The sequence below is a fragment of the Collimonas sp. genome (assembly GCF_035566375.1).
In the GTDB taxonomy this organism is placed as follows: Bacteria; Pseudomonadota; Gammaproteobacteria; order Burkholderiales; family Burkholderiaceae_D; genus Collimonas.
Map to the genome: position 1 here is coordinate 1 of NZ_DATMRK010000030.1, position 15,951 is coordinate 15,951.

The following is a 15,951-nucleotide window of genomic DNA, read 5'->3' on the forward strand; positions in this document are numbered from 1 at the left end:
GCTGGTGCGGCAAGGCGCCGGCCACGCCTTGCAAGTCACCATCCGTTTCCCGCGCCTGGCATCGCTGGCGGCCATCATCGCCCGTCTGAGAAGAATGTTCGATCTCGCCGCCGACCCGCAAATCATCAACAGCCAGCTCGGGGAAGATCCGCTGATGGCGCGGCTGACGGCCGCCAGGCCTGGATTGCGCATACCGGGCGCCTGGGACGGCTTCGAACAAGCCATGCGGGCAGTGCTGGGGCAGCAGATTACGGTAAGCGGCGCCATCAGACTGGCCGGCAAGCTGGCGGCGCAGCATGGCGTCGCCTTGAAAGAAACCTGCGCGGATCGTCCCGGACTAAGCCATGTGTTTCCCGAGCCGGCAAGCGTAGCTGCAGCCGACCTGGCGGCGCTCGGCATGCCGAAGTCGCGCGCAGCCACGCTGTCAGCGCTGGCCGCCGCGCTGGTGGCGGATCCGCACTTGCTGGACAGCCGCGCCAGCCTAGTCGAAGTCGTGCAGAAATTGTGCGAGTTGCCTGGCATTGGCGACTGGACCGCGCAATACTTCGCGCTGCGCCATCTGCGCGAACCGGATGCCTTTCCGGCGGCCGATGTGGCTTTGATGAATGCGCTTGCGCTGCATGAAGGAGGGCCGCGACCAAACGCCAAAGAGCTCAGCGCGCGGGCGGAAGCGTGGCGGCCTTGGCGCGCTTATGCGGCGCAGCATCTTTGGACATCGCTAGTCTGATCTGTCTTCCGGCCGTCTTACAAACCTGGCCTGGGCCACTGTGCCAGGTCAGAGCCAATTTGTCCTGCGCTATCTCATGCAGGGATTGGCTTGGACTGGTCATTCGTATCGTAACTTGAAGGAGAGCATAGATGGATTTTGACTGGCACAGTAGTCGCATCATGCGCACGACTACCGTCGACGCCAATTATAGGAATACGCAAAACGTACGTCGCTTCATGGTTGAGCAGTGCGGCGACGGCTTCAAGTTCGACAGCGATTTCATGGCGTGGATACGCAATGGTGCAAGCAAGAACATGGGCGAGGTGGTCGACGAGTGGCGCAGACGGCGCTACGGCGAGAGCTAACCAGGAATCCGGTAACTCTCTGATTTGAAAAGAATTTTATGGTGCGGCTGGCTGGAATCGAACCAGCGACCCTTGGCTTCGGAGGCCAATACTCTATCCACTGAGCTACAGCCGCATAAGAGGAACGGTGAAGAGGCATGAAGGATACCGTTTTTCTGCGTGCGCGTCCATTTAAAGCAACTGTTGTTCGTTCCAAATAGTATTTATTGCGACTATAATCAAGGGTTTGGCGAGGGATCGTGAGCTGTTCAGGCAGTGTGAACGGTTTTTTGGCGCGTATCCGGCTATGGCTTTGAAAATTGCACTGAGGGAATTATGAGCGACGCACAAAACGAAGAACATCAATCCGCGATCAAGACGCCTAAGCAACTGATCATTGCTATTGCAGCCGGTTTTCTAGTACCTATCATCTGTATCGTATTGCTTGTGCAATATGTCACCGCCGGCAAGAAAGTCGGCGCCGGTTCGGAAGGACAGACGCCGGAAGCGATTGCGGCCCGTATCCAGCCGGTCGCCGATGCCGGTTTCACCTTCAAGGACGTCAACGCGCCGAAGCAGCTGCTGTCGGGCGAAGAAGTCTTCAAGTCCACCTGTGCCGCATGCCATGCAACTGGTGCTGCCGGCGCTCCCAAGGTCGGCGATGCCGGCGCCTGGGGCCCGCGTCTGGCTGACGGCTACGACAAGGTCGTCGGCTATGCGCTGCACGGTTTGCGGGCGATGCCGGCCAAGGGCGGCAATCCTGATCTCGACGATATCGAAGTGGCGCGCGCGGTGGTCTACATGGCCAATCAGTCGGGCGGCAAGTTCAAGGAACCTGAAGTGCCGGCGCCAGCTGCACCGGCTGCTGCCGCTGATGCTTCGGCAAGCGCGGCGGCCTCTGCTGCAGCCAGCGCTGCTTCGGAGCCTGCAGCAAAGTAATGCAGCGCGGCCAGTCGTAAAAAAAGCCAGTCAAGAAATTGACTGGCTTTTTTTTGCCCAAGACTTCGGGTCAGAGATCAATAAGCCTGTGCCTGAGGCTGGCCTTGGGCAGGAGCCGGTTCGCGGACATAGATTTCAGCACGGCGGTTGATCGCACGGTTGGCAGCCGTATCATTGGCGACCAGTGGCTGCGTCGAGCCGAGGCCATCCATGGTGATGCGGTTCGGTGCAACGCCGCGGCTGGTCAGGTAGCTGCTGACATTCTGTGCGCGTTGGCGCGACAGCGGGCCATTGATGGCATCCGTGCCGGTGTTATCCGTATGGCCGTAGACTTCCACCAGGGACGTCGGGCTTTGCACCAGCGTGGTTGCCAGCTGGTCCAGGATCGGACGCAGGGCCGGATTGAGGTCGGCACGGCCGGTAGCAAAACCGGTATCGGCCGGAACGTTGACCTTCAGGCGGTTGTCGGCGGTCTGGGTAACCTGGACGTTGGTGCCGGCAGTTGCCCGTTCCATCGCCATTTTCTGGTCTTGCTGACGCTTGCCCCAGATATTGCCGCCAACCGCGCCGATTGCAGCGCCGATGGCCGCACCGGCGGCTGTCCGTCCGGCGCCGCCAGGGCCGGCAATGCCGCCCACCAGGCCGCCGAGAACCGCGCCCGCGCCTGCGCCATAGGCGGTGCCTTTTTGCGTTTCCGACATGTCGGCACAACCTGCAGTGGCCATGGTCACTGCCAGAACCAGGGCGCCTAATTTGAATGTATTCATGGTCTTTCCTCTCGAAGGTTGAGACAGCATCAGCAAAAAAACCGCAATCCCGGATGGGGATTACGGTAATTCGTCATCCGTTGTTTCTCTACTGTTTCTACTGCTGACAAAAACGGCGCCGCCGATCGCTGCGATCACGGCCGCACCGATTAAAAGGGGTTTGCGGGAACAACGCTTGGAGAGCCAGGAGACGCCGGTCACCAGCAGCGGCAGCATGGCCGGCAGGTTGCTGCCCTTGAGGCCGCTGGAAGTGCTGAACAGCGACGAAGCGATGCCGCTGGCGCGCCCCAGCAGCACGGTGGCCAGCGATTTGCTGTTCAGGTTGGCGCGCACGATATCGCGCGAATGCAGCATTTCAGCGCGAAACAGCGCGCCTTCGGCCAGCAGTTTCTGCTTGCGCTCGGCGGGTGATAATTGGCTGTCCAGTCCTGCGTGTCGGCTCATCTCGGGTTTCCTGCTCAAAGTAAGGCGTCGCGATCTTTGCGCAGCTCGGCCATCGTGACCGGCAGGCCGAGCCGGCCCTGGCGCAAGACGCTGCGTACATACAGGGCCGAGCCGAGCGCCAGCAAGGTGAAGAAAGCGCCCAGGATCACCAGTATCTTCCAGCCCATGCTTTCCCATGCCAGCACTACCACCAGCGCGCTCCAGAAGGCCAGCGCAAACCACAGCGCGACAATGCTGAGGGCGCACACCAGGAACAGTTTCAGCAGATGGGCGCCGATTTCGGAGAATTCCAGGGCGGCCAGTTCGATGCGGCTGATCACCAGCGCAAACATGTTCTTGGCAGTGCTGACCAGGCCGGACACCAGACCCGGACTGCTGTGCTTGGGTTGTTGTGGGTTCATGCGTGCCTGACGGTTATGCTGCGTTTACTTGCGGGAAATGGCCAGGCCGAGCAGCAAGCCGACGCCGGCGGAAATGGCGATTGCGCGCCATGGATTTTCCTGGACATAGTCATCGGCGGTGGCGGCGATATCCTTGCCGGCTTCGATCGCTGCTGCCTGCACGTCTTGTGCTTTAGATACAGCGGCGTCAAGTAGTTCCAAACCTTTTTGACGCAGATCCTCGGCTTTTTCGCCGGTCGTGGCTGCGGCCTCGCGGAACAGCTCCTGCGCATCTTCGACCATGCTACGCATATCGCTGCGGGTTCTCAGGGTGGATCTGTGCATTGTGTGACTCCTAGATTCGTGATTTTTTCAGTATAGCCAATACAAGCCATGACGATTGTGGCCGAGCCAGCTTAGGCAATATCGCCGATGATACAGGCTACTATGCCAATCTGCCAACATGGTGTTTTTGTCCGCAAATGTGCACCGGCTGCCGCCGGTAACAGGCAAATTGCCGCTTCGCCGCCGCTGGCGCAGTTCGCGCTTATTTGCGGTCGCGCAGTTCCGCGATCTTTTCCAGATTGCCGATCTGGATCACGATCGGCCGCAGTCCGATGGTCGCTTGCGCAGGGCGCCAGGCAAACAGCCATTCGTGCTGGGCGGCGTCGCGCTTGGGTTTGGTAAACGTGGCGCCGAGCGGACTCGGCTGGCCGTAGCAGATGGCGGCGTCGATGCCAGCCCAGTTGGGCAGCACGCGCTGCACCGCGCGATGGACCATTTCGCCGAAATGTTCGGTGTCGTGGATCACCAGGCAGCAGTCGGACGGCGCAAAGGCGCTGAACAGGCTGGCGTCGTCGCTGCTGCTCAGGCTCAGGGTCAGCAGCTGCGGCAAGGTCTTGGCGCCAGAGCTGCGCGGATGGTGGAGGTTGCTGATCTGCAGGCTTTCCGCCGGCGGACGCAGGCGGAATTCGCCGAGCGCCAGGGAGCGCTCCAGCCATTGCCGCTCCGAATAGCGGTACAGCTTGGGAGGGCGTTGATAATCTGCGCTTAACATGATGATCTGTCTTTACTTTTCTGTGTAACGGACGCGATGGTTCTGCGTCTTGAAAACGTGCAGCAGCATGGCCGCTGCTGCATACGATGGCGATTGCGGAAGCGCTTAAAGGTGAAAAGCGCCGTTGGCTTCCGGCTGGTAAGTCACGTCCAGGATGCGCAGCTGCAGCGGACGGCCGCCCGGACCTTGCCAGGAAATCGATTGTCCCACCGACAGGCCGAGCAGGGCGCTGCCGACCGGCGCCAGGATCGATACCGCATCCGGCGGATTGGACGGGCCGGGGTAGGCCAGCGTCATGTCGTATTCGACCTTGCTGACGTCGTCGATGAAGCGCACCGCCGAGTTCATGGTGATCAGGCCGGGCGGGATCTGTTCCGGGTCGACTACCGTGGCGCGCGCCAGTTCCTGTTCCAGGGCATCGATGCCCGGCAGGTTGCGGTAGGCGGCCGATGCCAGCAATTGTTCAATGCGTTCCAGGTCGAAGCTGGAAATGGTGATTGGCGGCTTGATATCCATTACTGTGCGTCTCGTATAAAAAGGGGGGTAGGTGCGGACGCGGCGCGATGAAGAGTCGCGCGGGTGCTTCCTGGCGTCCTGGCTGGTAGCTCGATGGTAGGCGAGAAGCGCGCGCGAAGCAAGTTTCGCCGGCCATGCCGGGAGCATGCGCTGCGGCCTGCCGTTACTGGTCCATCTGTTGTTCGGCGATCGAGCGCAGCTGGTAGCGGCCGTCGTCATTGAACAGCCAGCTTTCCGCGATCTCGACTTCGCCACGGCGCAGGAATTTGCTGTCCGGCTTGGGGAAGGGCGCGGCACGGCGTACCGCCGCCAGGGCGCTGGCCTCGGCCTTGCGGTCCTTGTTGGTGCGCAGGATTTCGGCGCGCAGCAGCTGGCCGTCGGCGTTCACATAATATTTCACCACAATCACTGCGCGCAGCAGCGCCTGCGGCCGGCCGACATACACCTCGGTAGAGTTGACGGCGACGATTCTTTGCGCCAGTCCGCGCTTGTAATCGTCCAAGGTGGTGGCGGTCGAAGTCGCATCGGGCGTGGTGGCCGGCACCGGCACCGGCGGCACGGCCGGCTTGAGATTGCAGGCTGCCAGCAGTAATGCCGCCGCGCAATACAAGCCTGAGTTAATCCTAGCGTTCATCGCATTCTCCGGACTGGACAGCTTAAGGCAAGCTATAAACCATTTTAGGGCGAGAGCGGGCGCCGCGACAAACAAAAAAGCGATTGGCCGCTGCAGATGGCTTTTGCGCGGGCAAACGGACGCCAGGTCGCTTGCTTTGCGGTAGCCTACGCCGCAGCCATTTTCGTGGCAAAAATCATAATGAAAATCATGTTTATTGACGGCACTAGTTATATTTCTGCGAGTGATATCCACCGTATTTGCAGAGGGAATGACGGGGCTGCCAAAAACTTTTTAAACAATTTTTGGCGAAGCGCTGGTTTTTTTAAAAAAACCGTTGTACAATCTGCCCCCTTCAGGCGTAGTGACATACGCACCGAAAGATAGTCTGACTAAGTGTGCAATTCGGGTGCTTAGCTCAGTTGGTAGAGCGGCGCCCTTACAAGGCGTAGGTCGGGAGTTCGAGCCTCTCAGCACCCACCAAGCAGATTATCTGGCGGCAATGAAGAGCGGTTTAGGAGTGGTAGTTCAGTTGGTTAGAATACCGGCCTGTCACGCCGGGGGTCGCGGGTTCGAGTCCCGTCCACTCCGCCAAGAATACAAATGCCCGCGCAAGCGGGCGTTTTTATTTGTACTTCCAATTTCATATCCCCGCTTGCGGGGATATCGCTATGCGGAGTGGAGGAAGCCGCCTGCGCGGCTTCCGGCGGGAATCGAAGGGCTGCGCCTGCAGGCGCAGCAGCGGCCTGCAGCATGTAGGCGAGTCCCGTCCACTCCGCCAAGAATACAAATGCCCGCGCAAGCGGGCGTTTTTATTTGTAAGTCCAGTTTGCTTGAAAAAAGACGACGTAGGGTGGGCAGATTTTCTGCCCACGCTGCATTCGCTCCTCGAACGATCGAGGTGGGCACAGGTGCCCACCCTACATTTCCTGTTGGTCCTAGAAGCGATCGCCGATAGTCCTGGTAATCGCCGTCCCCTCGGATTTCTGCAGCATTACCTTGCCATTGCGTATCACCAGCGTCTCCACGCTTTTATCCCGGGTCTCGGCCACCCTGCCGATCGGCCCGATCGCCATGCTGACATTGGTCGCCAGTTTCACCTCGGCGCTGCGCTTGTCCTTGCTCAGCTCGATATGCTCGATGTAGACCTGGTAATTGGTCGACATCATGCCGCCGGTGCGGGCCATGGAATCGAACATCTTGCTGTATTTGTCGCAGGTTTCCTGTTTGTCGGCGTTTTCCTGGATCCGTCCCTGGCTGGTCGAGTTGATCCCGCTGCGCGTAAAATCCTTGGTCAGCATGGCGCACAGTTCCTGGCCGCGGCCGTTCAGGACATGTTCGGTGGCGGTGTCGTAAAAGCGCGTGACGCTGGCTTCATCGATAGTATTTTGACGATTCCAGTACCAACCGCCTATCCCGACGGCAACTAATAGCAAAATAATGACTCTCATACTCCCCTGACCCCTTTAAAACATTCAAGACATTCCATTTTTACGGTCCCATTTGCGCCGATCTGCTTCTACACCTTTGCCAGGATTGACAGATGCGGCTTAAATTTCCGATAAGCTATAGAATATCTGTTGTGCAACAATTTTGATACATTACTCAATCCCGCATCCGTGCGAAAGCCAAAACATGGCATTATTGTTCCCCTTTAGTGTCATGTCCTGCATCCATTTCTCCCAAAAAAATGAATTGCTGTCTGTCATGCGTGGCTGCTTGTTGCCAATCGGGCTGAAGAAACCAGTGGCAACCAAGGCGTGCAAAGGGAATTCGGGGACATGAAAGCGCAACGACGGAAAAAAATGAATGCGATGGCACTGGGCATGCTGGGACGCGTCGCCCTGAGCGGCGTGCTGGATGCCTTGCTGCTATGGGGATTCGTCCATGCCGGCGTGATTCAGTCCGATATTGCACTGTTTTATGGCATGGCAGTGGTCGTGGTGACCCTGGTCTTCTACCTGCTGATCAGAAGCGGCTACCAGCGCCGCTCCAAGGATCCCGGCCTGACTTTTCCGCAAGTAGTGACGGCATTGCTGATGCAGACTGGATTCCTGATCCTGGCGCCGCAGGTCGGCTACCTGTTCCTGATCAATTTCTTCGTGATCTACGCCTTCGGCGCGCTCGGCCTGAGTACCTTCTGGAATGCAGTGAGCTGGCTGATCGGTTCGCTCGCCCTGGTGCTGGCCTTCAGCCTCTCCAGCGCACACTTGCAGTTCCCCGTGGGAAATAATCTGAGCCAGCTGCTGGTCTGCCTGTCCTTCATCATGACCCTGGGCCGCTGCATCTACCTGGCCAACATGATGAGCCGCATGCAGCGCAAAATCACCGAACAGAACCAGCAACTGGTGAAAGCCATGAAACGGGTGCAGGAGCTGGCCACCCGCGACGAGCTCACCAATATCGAAAACCGCCGTTCGCTGATGGAAATCCTGGCGGTCGAGCAGAAACGCTTCCAGCGCGGCGGCACGCCGTTCTGCATCGCCATCCTGGACCTGGACGGCTTCAAGGCGGTCAACGACAACTTCGGCCATGCCGCCGGCGACCTGGTGCTCAAGACCTTCGTCGAGATCGTCCGCAACGAGATGCGCCTGAGCGACCATTTCGCCCGCTACGGCGGCGACGAGTTCGTGCTGGTGCTGACCGGCACCACGGTGCAGGAAGGCGTGACGGCGCTCGACCGCATCTGCGCCGAGACGGAAATGTACGACTGGAGCAAGTTCGGCAAGGATATTATCCTGACGGCGTCGATCGGGATTACCGACTTCCGCCCCGGCGAAAGCATCGATGAAGCCTTCCAGCGCGCCGACATGGCCCTCTACGGCGCCAAGGCCGCCGGCCGCAACCGCGTCATGATCAGCCCGGATACCTTCGAGTCTTCCGACGGCGGCACTACCATCCGGGCGTTTTAAGAGTAGACGCGCTGCTTCAGCATGCGTGAAGCAGCGCCATTCGCAGTGTTAAGCCTTAGACCGCGGGTTCGCCGCCCAGTGCAAACACCAGGTCGTTGAGCAGCTTGTTGAGCTCGCCGGTCATCAGCATCATGTCGGAATCGAAACGTTCGTCGTCGTTCTTGCTGCTGGTGTCGTTGCCTTCCTTCAGAACGTCGAGCGGCGCGATGCGCTTGATCGCCAGCGATTCGGTCAGCACGAAGGAGATATGGTCGGCCCAAGTCATCGCCAGCCGTGTGCATTGCTTGCCGGAAGCGATATGGCGGCGCACGTCGTCGGCTTCGATGGTATGGCGCACATAGCGCACGGTGGCCTTGCTTTCGCCGGCGGCGCGCAGTTCGGTGTCCTGGTCGACGGTGAAGCCGTGCGGCGCTTCATCCGAGGCCAGCCAGTTGGTCATCGAAGTCAGCGGCGAATGCGCCGTGCGCAGGCCGGAAATCTGCAGTTTGTCGACCGAACCCAGCAGCAGCTTGAGGATTTCCTCGGCCTTGGTCGGGCTGGCCGCATCGATCACCAGCCAGCCGTTGACCGGATCGATCCAGACCCAGGTATTGCGCTGGATGCTGAAAGCGCGCGGCAGCAGCTCGTCGGTGACTTGTTCCTTGAGATCTTTCAATTGCTTGCGGCCGGGCGCGTAACCTTGCTGTTCTTCGATTTCAGCCGCGCGCGCCTTGGTAACCTGGTTGACTACCGTGGCCGGCAATAATTTCTTTTCCGTGCCCAGCAAAATCATCATCTGGCGATTCACGCTATGCACCAGCATGCCGTTCTCGCGCGGCGACAGCCAGCCCTGGCTTTGCAATTCCAGGCTGCTGCACTTGGCAAATGCCTGCGGCGCCAGAAACGCTTCTAGTTGTTCGGCCGAAATGGCCCATGGTGCGGGGATACGGTAGATCTGCAGATTTTTAAACCACATGGCGTTCCAATAAAAAAAATAACAATCGCTGCATTCCCAAGCGGTTACGCAGGGGAGTTCGAAGCAATTACATAAGAGGGGTAAGACAAGCAGGACGGATGAGCGCAGCGATATGTCTTGCAGCTGTCGCCAAACTTGCCAAAGAGGTGTGCAGGATGGGAGGCGCTATCCTTTCTGTCCTGCCAAGCGATACTTTTGATCAAATCCCGATCAAATACCCATATTGGTCAGGGTATCGGCAATTTCACGCAATACAGGTTGCAGATGCGGATGACGTACTGCCAGCCGGGCTGAAATGACTTGGGCGCGTTCCACCAGCGCGGAGCGGAGGTCGGAAGCAGGTGCTGCAGCCGTCGTCGCCTCGGACGATTTCAGCAGGTCCTGGATATCGGTATCCAGCGATTGCAGCAAGGTTTTCAGCTCGGGATCGACCGTGCCGCTGCTTTCCAGCGTGTTGCGGAGTTTTTCCAGCGATGTCTTGATGTTGTCTATGCTCATGGTGTTACTCCTGGATAGGGGGTTACTCTAACGCTCATCATCTCACGCAGCTCTCGGCTTCTGCAACAAAGCCTTCAAACTGGCCAGGCGATTTTGCGGGGTGATCTGTTCAGCCTCAGTCGGCACGGCGTCGCCTTCGTCGAGCCGCATTTCCTTGACGAAGCGGGATATTTCACAAACGACAGACTCGCCGGCGCGCTTGCGCTTCTTGCACCAGCTGACGTGCAAACTGCGCTGGGCGCGGGTGATGCCGACATACATCAGGCGCCGTTCTTCCTCGATACGGGCGGCGATGGTCTCGGGCGGCGCATCCGGATCGCCCTTGTGCGGCAAGATGCCTTCCTCGACCCCGATCAGGAACACATGCGGATATTCCAAGCCTTTGGAGGCGTGCAAGGTCGACATGCGCACCGCATCGGGCTCTTCGTCGCGGCCTTCCAGCATCGACATCAACGCCACCATCTGGGTCAGTTCCAGCAGGTTTCTTTCATCGCCGGCGCCATCTTTGCCGCCAGTACCTTTTTCCTTCAGCCAGTTGGTGAAGTCCAGCACGTTCTGCCATTTGCCTTGCGCTGCGCGGTCGTCGAAGCTGTCGTACAGATAATGTTCGTAGTTGATTTCCTTCATCATGTCGTCCAGCACGGCGGCCGCATTCTCGCCGCTGCCGGCAGGGCCGACACGGCTGGCGCGGGCTTCCAGCTGGTTGATGAAATGGCAGAATTCGCGCAGCGGGTACAGCTGGCGGTCGGTCAGCTTGGCTTCGATGCCGCCCTTGAATACCGCCTCGAACAGCGAACATTGCCATTGCCCAGCCACCGTGCCCAGCACTTCCAGCGTCGCCTGGCCGACGCCGCGCTTGGGGGTGGTGATGGCGCGGATGAAAGCCGGATCGTCGTCTTCGTTGGCGATCAGGCGCAGGTAGCTGATGATGTCCTTGATTTCGGCGCGATCGAAAAAACTTTGGCCGCCCGACATCGAATACGGGATGCGCTCGCGGCGCAGGGCTTTTTCAAAAATCCGCGCCTGGTGATTGCCGCGGTACAGGATGGCGTAATCGGAAAACTTGGCGCGCCGCTCGAAACGATGGGCCGACAGCATGATGGCCACCTGTTCGGCTTCTTTCTCGTCATCCTCCATGCCCATCACCTTGATCGGATCGCCCAAGCCGTGTTCCGACCACAGTTTTTTGTCGAACAGCTTGGGATTGTTGCCGATCACTGCGTTGGCGGCTTGCAGGATACGAGTTGAAGAGCGGTAATTCTGTTCCAGCTTGATGACTTTCAAGTCCGGGAAATCGACCTGCAGCGTTTTCAGGTTTTCGATGGTGGCGCCGCGCCAGGCGTAGATCGCCTGGTCGTCGTCGCCGACCGCGGTGAACATCGGTTTCTTGCCCAGTCCGGTGACCAGCAGCTTGACCAGTTCGTACTGGCAGGTATTGGTATCCTGATATTCGTCGACCAGCAGATAACGCAGCCGCCGCTGCCACTTGTCGCGCACCGTCTCGTTGCTGCGGAACAGCTCCACCGGCAGGCGGATCAGATCGTCGAAATCGACCGCCTGGTAAGCCGCCAGCGTCGCCACATAACTGCGGTAAATCCGCGCTGCCTGCGCTTCATCCTCGGTGACGGCTTGCTTGATGGCTTGTTCGGGATCGATCAGGCCGTTTTTCCAGAGCGACATGGCGGTCTGGATACGGCGGATCAGTTGCTTGTCGGTGGTGATCGCCAGATCTTGCACAATCGAGAAGCAGTCATCGCTATCCATGATCGAGAAGCGATCTTTCAAGCCCAGTTCGCGCGCTTCCTGGCGCAGGATCTTGACGCCCAGCGAGTGAAAAGTACTGACGGTGATGTGCTTGGCTTGCTTCGGATCTTTCAGCAGCTTGGCGATCCGTTCCTGCATTTCGGTCGCCGCCTTGTTGGTAAAGGTCAGCGCCGCGATATGTTTGGCGTCATAACCGCAGTCCTCGATCAGATGCTGGATTTTCTGCGTAATCACGCGCGTCTTGCCCGAGCCGGCGCCGGCCAGCACCAGGCAGGGGCCGTCAAGATATTTGACGGCTTCCCGTTGGGGAGCATTGAGACCGAAGTTGGGAGTGGACGACATAAGTTACAGCGCAGCGACTGACTGGAAAGGAGCAAAGCGCTGTATTTTAACAGTGCGGGGGAGTGCGCATGGCAGCAGCTTGTCCGTTTGGGAAAAATGGCGTGGGTTTTTGTAGCCGCCATCCGCCTGCCGTCCAGGAAGTTGTAGTGCGGCATGCAAACATTGTCTTTATTGCCACAAATTACCATGTTGTACAACTGTCATCTTTGCCACTTGATAGTTATCAAAAATACCATATAGTAGGGGCCGCCAGCTCGGCTTCAAAAGTATTTTCTTGTTCCGCGGGGCCTGGGGATGGGGCTTTCTCGAGCTTTTAACGACGAACCTTAATCAAGAAGGTGAAACAACGATGACTATGATGGGTGCTGCTGCGCAAAAGAGGCCGATGGCGGTGGCTTGTGAACAAAAAATGAAGCATGGCCTTCACGACGGCGAATTTGATTGCTTTCCACTGACTGCTGCGCAGCGCAGCCTTTATCTGTTTCAAAAACTTCACCCGGAAAACCCGGCGTTCAATTTGGGCTTTGCTTGTGAAATCAAGGGTAACGTTGACATCGCGCGCTTGCAGCGGGCGATAAAGTCGGTTCTGGATGCCACGCCCGCATTCCGCACGGTCTTTATCGATCCGAATCAGAAAAACGTTGCACGCACCGATTCCAGCATCCCTGGCATCAATGCTTATGCCCAGGTCTACAGGCATGCACAGCATGTGGTCCCGCTGCGCAGGATTTCGGCTGCAAGCGCTGAGGAAGAGCGCACACTCGTAGCGCAGGCATTTGAGCCGGCAATAGAAACTGCTTTGGTGCCCGATACTTGGCCGCAGGGAGAAGTGGTCTTGTATCAAGGGACGCACGGCAATTACCTGATTTGTACATGCTCGCATCTGATTGCCGATGCCTATTCAATGAATCTGTTATTTGATACCTTTGCGCGGGTGTATGCCGATGACCAGTTGCCAGCGCAGTTGCGTTCACAATTGGCCTTGCATCCTGCATTACTGGTCAAGGACACGCGGGTTGAACAGCGTGCCTATGATTGGTACGCAGAATTGTTTGACGGCTTTGGCGCCAATGCGCATGCCGCAGGGGTATTGACGGCACAGGCGTCGGATCAGGCGGCGACTATCACCGAAGCGCTACCACCATCGCTAGTGAGCGGCGCGAACGCCGGACAGGGTGCGGCCCGCCATGGCGTTTTTCCGCTTTTCCTGGCCGCGTACCTGCTGACGCTGTCCGCTTTGACGGGCACTGACGAACTGGTCGTGGGCATTCCCGTGGCCGGACGGGTTGGACGGGAGGCGAAACAGTCGTTGGGCTATTTTGTGCATACCAACCCGCTGCCGGTCAATCTTGCAAAATTCGCTAGCCTTGATGCCTTATGCAATTGGCTGGCCCGCACGGTCTTTGGCATGGTCAGACATCAGGACTTCGATTTCTGGAACCATGCATCAAGCCTGGCGCCAAGCCTGATGCAGTGCCCGCCAGTACTGACCAATACATTCACTTATTACGACCGAAATGTTGCATTTACCTTGCCTGATGCACAGGTATCTCTTTTCCCGTCAGCCCGGCGCAATCTGAAATATCCGTTTTCGGCCAATGTGGCAATGAGTGAAGAGGGTTTTGTCCTGACGATCGAATGCGCTGAGCGATTTTTCGCGGGGCAGCCGGGCCGAATTTATCAGAACGCCGTACATGCCCTGCTCCATCAACCTGCCTGCAGACCGGTCGATGTGCGTCTGTTTGCCGGCCAGTTGACAGATATTGCTCATTCGATCATTGAGGCTCAAGTTGCTTCTCCGGTGCAGGGTACGCTAACCGAGGAGCTGCAACGCGTTGCCCGCCAATATCCCGCCAGCATTGCGCTCGAAGACGACCAGCACAGCCTCAGTTACCAAGCCCTGTATCAACGGGTCGACGCCTTGGCGGAACACCTTGTCAGCAAGGTGCCCGGTGGGTTTGTCGGCGTCTCGTTCCAGCCGGGTATCGATGCCATTGTGGTGATTCTTGCCGTCTTGCAGGCTGGCAAAGCTTATGTGCCGCTTGATCCCAATGCGCCGCAAGCTCGTCTAGCCCATATCTTGAGCGTGGTACAGGAATCCGCCTCCGCGCCGCTATGTATCCTGGCCGATCATCACAACATCCCGGTCACGAACATGTGCCAGAGTTTGACGGTCGCGGAATTGATTGCGCGCGAACCGCTGGCCGCCGCCGTATCTGCTGCCATACCTGCCGGCGTGCAGGATGAAAACCCGACTGCCTATGTCATCTTTACTTCGGGGTCCACCGGTGAGCCCAAGGGTGTGGTGATCGGTCATGCCAACGTGCTGCGCTTGTTGCATACGGCGGCGCCTCGTACCGGCATCAAGGCAGGGGATCGCTGGTGCCTGTTCCATTCGATGGCGTTTGATGTCAGTGTCTGGGAGATATTTGGCTCACTGCTGACCGGAGCAACCCTGCTGATTCCCAGCCGTCAGGTTTTGGCAGACCCGTTTGCTTTCCTGGCATTCCTGCAAGAGTCACGCATCAGCGTATTGAATCAGACCCCTACGGCTTTCCGGCGCTTGCTGACGACCGTTGCACTTCGTCCACAAGCCCTGCCGGCCTTGCAACGCGTCATTTTTGCCGGCGAGTCTCTTGAAGCCGGCATGCTGGACGATTGGTGGAGGCGCTTGGGTCGAAAGACTCGGATGATCAATATGTACGGCATCACCGAGATTACCGTGCATGGCACCATCTGCGTGATTGAGCCGGACCATCCGCTGAAGTCGCGCAGCATCATCGGCCGCCCGTTGGAGGACCTGGGCATGAGCGTCGTGGATCAGCACCTGCGGCCCGTACCGCTTGGCTGTGCGGGCGAGTTGTTGGTCTGGGGGCCAGGACTGGCCAAGGGCTATCTCAACCGCCCACAATTGACGGCGGCGCGCTTTGTCGAAGACACCGGCCTGGCTGCCGTGGCATATCGCAGCGGCGATAAGGCCCGTCTTTTGCCTGATGGCGAGCTGGAATACCTTGGACGCCTGGATCGCCAGGTGCAGTTAAGAGGCTACCGCATCGAATTGGGTGAAGTGGAGGCGGCATTGCGCGCACATTCGAGCGTGCATGATGTAGTCGTCAAGGTGTTCGCCGATGGTCAGCATGAGCCAATCCTGGCCGCGTGGATCATTCCCGCAGCAACGGGGTTTTCCAGAGAAGGGTTGCAATCGGCCATGGCATTGAGCTTGCCGATCTATATGCGCCCGGCGGCGCTGATCGAGGTGAATGCTTTCCCGATGACGGTCAACGGAAAAATCGATGAAGCCGCCTTGCCTGTTCCTACGCAGCCAGCCGGACAGCGCCAGGTATCGAGAACATCAGGAACCACGAGCAAGGAAGAAGGCATCGCCTCGTTATTTGCTCAGGTGCTGGGGGTGGAGCACGTGGGTGTGGATGAGCGCTTCTTTGAAGTCGGCGGCACATCGATGCATCTGCTGGCGCTATTGCCGAAAATCAGCGCCGCTTTTTCACTCCCGTCGCTGACGGTGATAGACCTATTTGAGAACCCGACTGCAAGAAATCTGGCGCATCACATAGAGGCGGTTGCCAAGCAGGGGATCGCGAACAACCCGGCTGCACAAGCACGCGAGCCGGTGGCGCCTGCCCGGCAACCAGCCAGCCGTCCACAGCGTAGCCGGGATGTCGGTGAACTGGAGGAGTACTGGCAATAATCGCT

General features: G+C 58.5%; 16 protein-coding genes and 3 tRNA genes. 7 read left to right on the top strand and 12 right to left on the bottom strand.

The annotated features are described in order from the left end of the window. A partial coding sequence (locus tag VNZ60_RS09235) for a DNA-3-methyladenine glycosylase family protein (RefSeq protein WP_325658362.1) occupies positions 1-727 on the top strand: 727 nt, incomplete at its 5' end. 131 nt (positions 728-858) lie between these two features. Continuing rightward, positions 859-1,074: a DUF6434 domain-containing protein gene (locus tag VNZ60_RS09240; protein ID WP_325658364.1), complete on the top strand. Its 216-nt coding sequence runs from the start codon at positions 859-861 to the stop codon at positions 1,072-1,074. 39 nt (positions 1,075-1,113) lie between these two features. On the opposite strand, the gene VNZ60_RS09245 is transcribed toward VNZ60_RS09240, so the two are convergent. Then, positions 1,114-1,189: transfer RNA gene (locus VNZ60_RS09245), tRNA-Arg, on the bottom strand. 200 nt (positions 1,190-1,389) lie between these two features. Between VNZ60_RS09245 and VNZ60_RS09250 the strand changes: the two genes are divergently transcribed. Continuing rightward, positions 1,390-1,992: a c-type cytochrome gene (locus tag VNZ60_RS09250; protein WP_325658366.1), complete on the top strand. Its 603-nt coding sequence runs from the start codon at positions 1,390-1,392 to the stop codon at positions 1,990-1,992. Between the two features lie 77 nt (positions 1,993-2,069). On the opposite strand, the gene VNZ60_RS09255 is transcribed toward VNZ60_RS09250, so the two are convergent. The 7 genes from VNZ60_RS09255 to VNZ60_RS09285 all read right to left on the bottom strand — a co-directional run bounded on the left by VNZ60_RS09255 (position 2,070) and on the right by VNZ60_RS09285 (position 5,790). Then, complete coding sequence (locus tag VNZ60_RS09255; RefSeq protein WP_325658368.1) at positions 2,070-2,759, bottom strand: YiaD family glycine zipper/OmpA-like lipoprotein; 690 nt, start codon at positions 2,757-2,759, stop codon at positions 2,070-2,072. A gap of 60 nt (positions 2,760-2,819) precedes the next feature. Further along, positions 2,820-3,203, bottom strand: coding sequence for a hypothetical protein (locus VNZ60_RS09260; RefSeq protein WP_325658370.1), 384 nt, complete (start codon positions 3,201-3,203; stop codon positions 2,820-2,822). Positions 3,204-3,217: 14 nt separating this feature from the next. Next, positions 3,218-3,604: a phage holin family protein gene (locus VNZ60_RS09265; protein ID WP_325658372.1), complete on the bottom strand. Its 387-nt coding sequence runs from the start codon at positions 3,602-3,604 to the stop codon at positions 3,218-3,220. Between the two features lie 24 nt (positions 3,605-3,628). Further along, a complete protein-coding gene (locus VNZ60_RS09270) occupies positions 3,629-3,928 on the bottom strand; it encodes an ElaB/YgaM/YqjD family protein (RefSeq protein ID WP_061945473.1) in 300 nt (99 codons plus the stop codon). A 202-nt stretch (positions 3,929-4,130) separates the two neighbouring features. After that, the gene (locus tag VNZ60_RS09275; protein WP_325658375.1) at positions 4,131-4,640 is read right to left on the bottom strand and encodes a hypothetical protein; all 510 of its coding nucleotides are present in this window, start codon (positions 4,638-4,640) and stop codon (positions 4,131-4,133) included. A 105-nt stretch (positions 4,641-4,745) separates the two neighbouring features. Further along, positions 4,746-5,156: a nucleoside diphosphate kinase regulator gene (gene rnk, locus VNZ60_RS09280; RefSeq protein WP_325658377.1), complete on the bottom strand. Its 411-nt coding sequence runs from the start codon at positions 5,154-5,156 to the stop codon at positions 4,746-4,748. Positions 5,157-5,319: 163 nt separating this feature from the next. Beyond that, positions 5,320-5,790 carry an energy transducer TonB family protein gene (locus VNZ60_RS09285; protein ID WP_325658379.1) on the bottom strand — a complete coding sequence of 157 codons (471 nt, stop codon included), beginning with the start codon at positions 5,788-5,790 and terminating at the stop codon, positions 5,320-5,322. A 386-nt stretch (positions 5,791-6,176) separates the two neighbouring features. On the opposite strand from VNZ60_RS09285, the gene VNZ60_RS09290 reads away from it, so the two are divergent. Both VNZ60_RS09290 and VNZ60_RS09295 read left to right on the top strand, forming a co-directional pair. Then, a tRNA-Val gene (locus tag VNZ60_RS09290) sits at positions 6,177-6,252 on the top strand. 34 nt (positions 6,253-6,286) lie between these two features. Beyond that, a tRNA-Asp gene (locus VNZ60_RS09295) sits at positions 6,287-6,363 on the top strand. Between the two features lie 344 nt (positions 6,364-6,707). On the opposite strand, the gene VNZ60_RS09300 is transcribed toward VNZ60_RS09295, so the two are convergent. Continuing rightward, positions 6,708-7,220: a hypothetical protein gene (locus VNZ60_RS09300; RefSeq protein WP_325658381.1), complete on the bottom strand. Its 513-nt coding sequence runs from the start codon at positions 7,218-7,220 to the stop codon at positions 6,708-6,710. Positions 7,221-7,574: 354 nt separating this feature from the next. Between VNZ60_RS09300 and VNZ60_RS09305 the strand changes: the two genes are divergently transcribed. Further along, entirely contained in the window at positions 7,575-8,681 is a 1,107-nt protein-coding gene (locus VNZ60_RS09305; RefSeq protein WP_325658383.1) for a GGDEF domain-containing protein, read from the top strand. 55 nt (positions 8,682-8,736) lie between these two features. Here VNZ60_RS09305 and VNZ60_RS09310 read toward each other — a convergent pair whose 3' ends face one another. From VNZ60_RS09310 to VNZ60_RS09320, 3 genes are all read right to left on the bottom strand, one after another. Continuing rightward, positions 8,737-9,636: a recombination-associated protein RdgC gene (locus tag VNZ60_RS09310; protein WP_325658385.1), complete on the bottom strand. Its 900-nt coding sequence runs from the start codon at positions 9,634-9,636 to the stop codon at positions 8,737-8,739. 210 nt (positions 9,637-9,846) lie between these two features. Beyond that, positions 9,847-10,134 carry a DUF4404 family protein gene (locus tag VNZ60_RS09315; RefSeq protein WP_325658387.1) on the bottom strand — a complete coding sequence of 96 codons (288 nt, stop codon included), beginning with the start codon at positions 10,132-10,134 and terminating at the stop codon, positions 9,847-9,849. A 42-nt stretch (positions 10,135-10,176) separates the two neighbouring features. Then, the gene (locus tag VNZ60_RS09320; protein ID WP_325658388.1) at positions 10,177-12,240 is read right to left on the bottom strand and encodes a UvrD-helicase domain-containing protein; all 2,064 of its coding nucleotides are present in this window, start codon (positions 12,238-12,240) and stop codon (positions 10,177-10,179) included. A 274-nt stretch (positions 12,241-12,514) separates the two neighbouring features. On the opposite strand from VNZ60_RS09320, the gene VNZ60_RS09325 reads away from it, so the two are divergent. Further along, positions 12,515-15,946 (top strand): non-ribosomal peptide synthetase, encoded by a 3,432-nt coding sequence (locus VNZ60_RS09325; protein ID WP_325658390.1) that lies wholly within the window; start codon positions 12,515-12,517, stop codon positions 15,944-15,946. Positions 15,947-15,951: the final 5 nt, after the last annotated feature.